The organism is Micromonospora sp. NPDC048907, from assembly GCF_055586885.1.
In genome coordinates, this window is the sequence record NZ_JBVJHI010000017.1 from 1 (window position 1) to 4,962 (window position 4,962).

The 4,962-nt window shown below is 75.7% G+C and carries 3 protein-coding genes; 2 read left to right on the top strand and 1 reads right to left on the bottom strand.

What is annotated here, in order from left to right:
• On the bottom strand, positions 1-803 hold an 803-nt coding region (locus ACZ6PY_RS30310; protein WP_466078713.1), incomplete at its 3' end, for a P-loop NTPase family protein.
• 198 nt (positions 804-1,001) lie between these two features.
• On the opposite strand from ACZ6PY_RS30310, the gene ACZ6PY_RS30315 reads away from it, so the two are divergent.
• Together ACZ6PY_RS30315 and ACZ6PY_RS30320 are read left to right on the top strand one after the other, a co-directional pair.
• Positions 1,002-3,689 carry a LuxR C-terminal-related transcriptional regulator gene (locus tag ACZ6PY_RS30315; RefSeq protein ID WP_466078716.1) on the top strand — a complete coding sequence of 896 codons (2,688 nt, stop codon included), beginning with the start codon at positions 1,002-1,004 and terminating at the stop codon, positions 3,687-3,689.
• Positions 3,690-3,705: 16 nt separating this feature from the next.
• Positions 3,706-4,962, top strand: a 1,257-nt coding sequence (locus ACZ6PY_RS30320; RefSeq protein WP_466078719.1) for a nicotinate phosphoribosyltransferase, incomplete at its 3' end; no start/stop codon positions are given.

The following is a 4,962-nucleotide window of genomic DNA, read 5'->3' on the forward strand; positions in this document are numbered from 1 at the left end:
CGGCGCAGCACCGAGTGCTCGCCCTGGCGGGCCGGGAACCAGCGGGCCTGGGCGAGCGCGGGCACCGCGGCCAGCAGCGCGGCCCGGTGCGCCGCGACGGAGACCTCCACGGCGTCGTACCGGCGGGCGGCGGGGCCGGGCGGGCCGGACCGGCCGGCCGACGACCCGGACGCCCCCGTGTCCTCCGTCGTCGTGCCGTCCGCCGGCGCCGCCCAGCCGGCCACGCCGGGGGTGACGGCGAAGAACACCTCGACCCGGGTGCGCGCCACCTCGGCCAGCAGGTGCAGCTCGGCCGCGCTGAACGCCTGGTCGGCGGAGATCACGAAGAGCAGCGCCCCGGCCCGGCCGGCCGCGTCGAGCAGCACCCGGCCGCCGGCCACCCCGAGCGCGCCGGTGTCCGGCGTGTCGAGCACGGCGAAGTGGCGCAGCAGCGGGTCCGGCAGGCTCAGCTCCACCCGGCGCGGCGGGCGCGCCAGGGCCGGGCCGGCGGCGAGCGGGTCGGCCCGGTAGGAGTGCGGCTGGCGGTAGCCCGGCACGTAGGCGGCGCGGGTGGGCACCTTGGCGTGGTGGACGAGGAGGTGGCTGCCGGCGGGCACGGCGAGCATGCCGGGATCCAGGTCGAGCAGGCCGGCGAGCAGCTCGCGGCGGCCGGCGCCGGCCGGCCCGGTGACCACGACGCCCAGCGGCTCGTCCGGCCCCGGCTCGGTCACCCCGAGCCGGGTCGGCAGCGGGGCGCAGCGGGGCGGCTCGGCCAGCCCGCCCGGTTCGGGCACGTCGACCGAGGGGAGTGGACCTGGCTTCATCAGGCGGCCTCCCGATCAGGCGGCCGGGAGTGGTCCGGTCGCGTGGAAATTCCCTGGTCACAGGGCGATACCGGAAGCCTACGGTTGTCGCCGATCCGACACCGAACACATTCGATACTCACGAGTAATCGACAGATTACTCAACTTCGCTGCGTGACGGTGTACACGCGGACGGAACACCATCGATATGCTGCACCGATGAGTCGGTGGGACTTCGTCGGCCGAACGGCTGAGCTCAACCGTCTGTTGTCGGCGGTCGGCGGCCCGGAGGGCCGCGGGCTGCTCTTCAGCGGCAACGCCGGGGTGGGCAAGAGCCGGCTGCTGCGCGAGGGGGTGGCCGCGCTCTCACCCGACCGCTACGCGATCTGGTCCGTCGCGGCCAGCGCCACGACCGCCGCGCTGCCGTTCGGCGGGCTGGTCCAGGTGCTGCCGGCCACCCAGCCGCAGGGCCTGTCCCCCGCCGGCATCCTGCGCTGGGCGGTCGACCTGCTCCAGGAGCAGGCCGCCGGCCGGCAGATCGTGCTGGCGATCGACGACGCGCACCTGCTCGACCCGCCGTCGGCGGCGCTGGTCCATCTCATCGCCCGCTCCGAGAACGCCACGGTGCTCGGCACGCTGCGCAACGGCGAGCAGATCCCGCTGCCGATCCGCGCCCTGTGGACCGACGACCTGGTCGACCTGGTCGAGCTGGTCGAGCTGGGGCCGCTCGGCCCGAACGAGACCACCGGGCTGCTCGCCGCGATCCTCGGCGGGCCGGTCGACGCCGGCTCCTCGGAGCGGCTGCACCGGCTCTCCGCCGGCAACCCGCTGCTGCTGCGCGAGCTGGTGCTGGCCGCCTCCGGGGGCGACGAGCTGAGCAAGACGTACGGGATCTGGAAGTGGACCGGCCGGCTGGAGCTGGCGCCCAGCCTCACCGACCTGATCGACACCCGGATCGGCAAGCTCACGCCCGGCGTGCGCGCGGTGGTCGAGCTGGTCGCGTTCGGCGAGCCGCTCGGCCTGCACCTGCTGGAGCAGGCGGTCGACCCGGCCGACGTGGAGGTCGCCGAGGAGCGCGGCCTGATCTCCATGGTGCGCGACGACCGGCGGCTCAACGTGCGCCTCGCCCACCCGCTCTACGGCGAGGTGATGCGCCGGCAGTGCCCGGTCAGCCGCACCCGGCGGTTGCAGGCCACCCTGGCCGGGCTGCTCGAACGGGTCGGCAAGCGGCGCCGCGACGACCTGCTGCGGGTCGCCGTGTGGCGGCTCGACTCGGGCACGGCGCAGGACCCGGCCCTGCTGCTCGACGCGGCCGCCCAGGCCTTCGGCCGGTACGACGTGCCGCTGTCCACCCGGCTGGCCCGGGCGGCGCTGGACGGCGAGGGCGGCTCGGACGCGGCGGAGCTGCTCGCCACGATCCTCATGTTCGCCGACCGGCCGGACGAGGCGATCGAGGTGCTCGACCAGGTGGCCGGGGCGATCCAGGACGACCGGCGGCGCAGCCGGTGGCTCACCGCCCGGGGCATGGTCAGCTACTGGGGGCTGAGCCGCGAATCCACGGTGGAGGAGATCGCGGCGCGCGGTGCCGAGCTGACCGACGCCGCCGACCAGGCCCGGGTCCGCGCCTTCGAGGCGATCATGCGGCTGCACCGGCTGGACACCGACACCGCGGTCCGGCTGGCCCAGGCCGTGCTGGACCGGCCGGCGGCCCCGATGGCCGCGCGCGAGCTGGCCCGGTGCACCCTCGCGCACCTCCAGGCCGCGCAGGGGCAGTACCGGCGCAGCGCCACCGCGATCGCCCGCGTGCAGGCCGAGGCGGCGTGCTGGCGGGGCGACATGCCCTACCTCCAGCTCGCCATGGAGCTGGCCCGGGGCACCCGGCTCGCGCTCTCCGGCGACCTGGCCGGCATCGACGCGATCGTCGCGGACGAGTTCGCCGACCTGGCCGGCGCCGGGGACTTCCGGCTCGGCACGGGCTACCTGGCCATCCTTCAGGCGTACGCGGCGCGGCTGCGCGGGCGTGGCGACGAGGCGCTGAAGACCAGCCTCGGCGCCTGCGCCGTGCTCGCCACGAGCCGGGTCTACGCCGGCCTGGCGCACGCCGAGCGCGCCCAGGCGGCGGCGCTGCGCGGCGACGCCACGCACGCGGCGGAGGCGATGGCCGAGGCGGACCGCACCCACGCGCCCGGGATGGCGGTGCTCTACCCCTGGCTGGAGCAGGCCCGGGGCGCGGTGCACGCGGCGGTCGGCGACCTGCCGGCGGCCACCAAGCACCTCACCGCGCTCGCCGACCGGCTGCGGGAGGACGGCCTGGCCGGGCACGAGCTGCTGGTCCTGCTCGACCTGGTCCGGTTCGACCAGGCCACCGCGCCGATCGGGCCGACCTGCACCGACGGCGACCGGCGGACCGTGGCGCAGCGCCTGACCGAGCTCTCCGAGCAGGTCGACGGGGTGCTGCCGCCGCTGGTCGCCCGGTACGCGCGGGCCGCCGTCGACGGCTGCCCCGACGACCTGCTCGCCGTGGCCGACGGGTTCGCCGCCCGGGAGTTGACCGTCTACGCGGCCGAGGCGACCGCCATGGCGCTGCACCGGATGCGCGGCGGCCGGCCCGGGGCGACCGGCCCGGCCCGGGAGCGCCTCGCCGAGCTGCTCCGCCGCTGCGACGAGGTGTCGACGCCGGCGCTGCGGCTGCTCCGCCCGACGCTGAGCGACCGGGAGCGGGAGATCGCCCGGCTCGCCGCCGACGGGGTCACGAGCCGCACCATCGCGGAGCGGCTGTTCCTCTCCACCCGCACGGTCGAGAACCACCTCCAGCGGGTCTACAGCAAGCTCGGGGTGGCGGGCCGCGCCGAGCTGCGGGCCGCGCTGCGGTCGATGCCGGGCCACGACGGCACGGATCCGGCCTGAACTCTAGGCTGGAGCGGTGAGCACCCTTCGCCCCGCGCTGCTGACCGACCACTACGAGCTGACCATGGTCAGCGCCGCCCTGCGGGACGGCACGGCCGACCGTCGCTGCGTCTTCGAGGTGTTCAGCCGGCGGCTGCCGGCCGGCCGCCGCTACGGGGTGGTCGCCGGGACGGGCCGGCTGGTCGACCTGATCCGGGACTTCCGGTTCGACCCCGACGAGATCGACTTCCTGCGCCGCACCGGCGTGGTGGACGACCGGGCCGCCCAGTGGCTTGCCGACTACCGCTTCACCGGCGACGTCGACGGGTACGCCGAGGGCGAGCTGTTCTTCCCCGGCTCCCCGATCCTCACCGTCTCCGGCACCTTCGCCGAGTGCGTGGTGCTGGAGACGCTGGCGCTGTCGGTGCTCAACCACGACTGCGCGGTGGCCGCCGCGGCGGCGCGGATGGTCACTGCCGCCCGGGGCCGGGCGCTGATCGAGATGGGCTCCCGCCGGGCACACGAGGAGGCCGCGGTGGCCGCCGCCCGGGCCGCGTACCTGGCCGGGTTCCGGTTCACCTCCAACCTGGCCGCCGGGCAGCGTTACGGCATCCCCACCGCGGGCACCGCCGCGCACGCGTTCACCCTGCTGCATGACGACGAGCAGGCGGCGTTCGCCTCGCAGGTGGCCACGCTGGGCAAGGACACCACGCTGCTGGTCGACACCTACGACATCAGCCAGGGCATCCGCAACGCCATCGCGGTGGCCGGGCCGGAGCTGCGCGCGGTCCGGATCGACTCGGGCGACCTGGCGGTCATCGCCCAGCAGTCCCGCGAGCTGCTCGACTCGCTCGGCGCCACCGAGACGAAGATCATCGTCTCCGGCGACCTCGACGAGTACGCCATCGCCTCCCTGGCCGCCGAGCCCGTCGACATGTACGGCGCGGGCACCGCCGTGGTGACCGGCTCGGGCGCACCGACCGCCGGCCTGGTCTACAAGCTGGTCGAGGTGGAGGGGCGCCCGGTGGTCAAGCGCTCCGAGCACAAGGCCACCATCGGCGGCCGGAAGGTGGCCGTCCGCCGGCACAAGCCGACCGGCACCGCCACCGAGGAGGTCATCGTGCCGCAGGGTGTGCCGGACCGGCAGCCCAACGACCGGTTGCTCCAGCGCTCGTTCGTCGTCGAGGGCGAGCCGGTGGCGCTGCCCACCCTCGACGAGTCACGGGAGCACCTGCGGGAGTGCCTGATCTCCATCCCGTGGGAGGGGCTCAAGCTCTCCGGCGGCGACCCGGCC

Excerpts from the sequence above, each read along its gene's own strand:
- ACZ6PY_RS30315 (WP_466078716.1), top strand. The coding sequence starts at position 1,002 with ATGAGTCGGTGGGACTTCGTCGGCCGAACGGCTGAGCTCAACCGTCTG.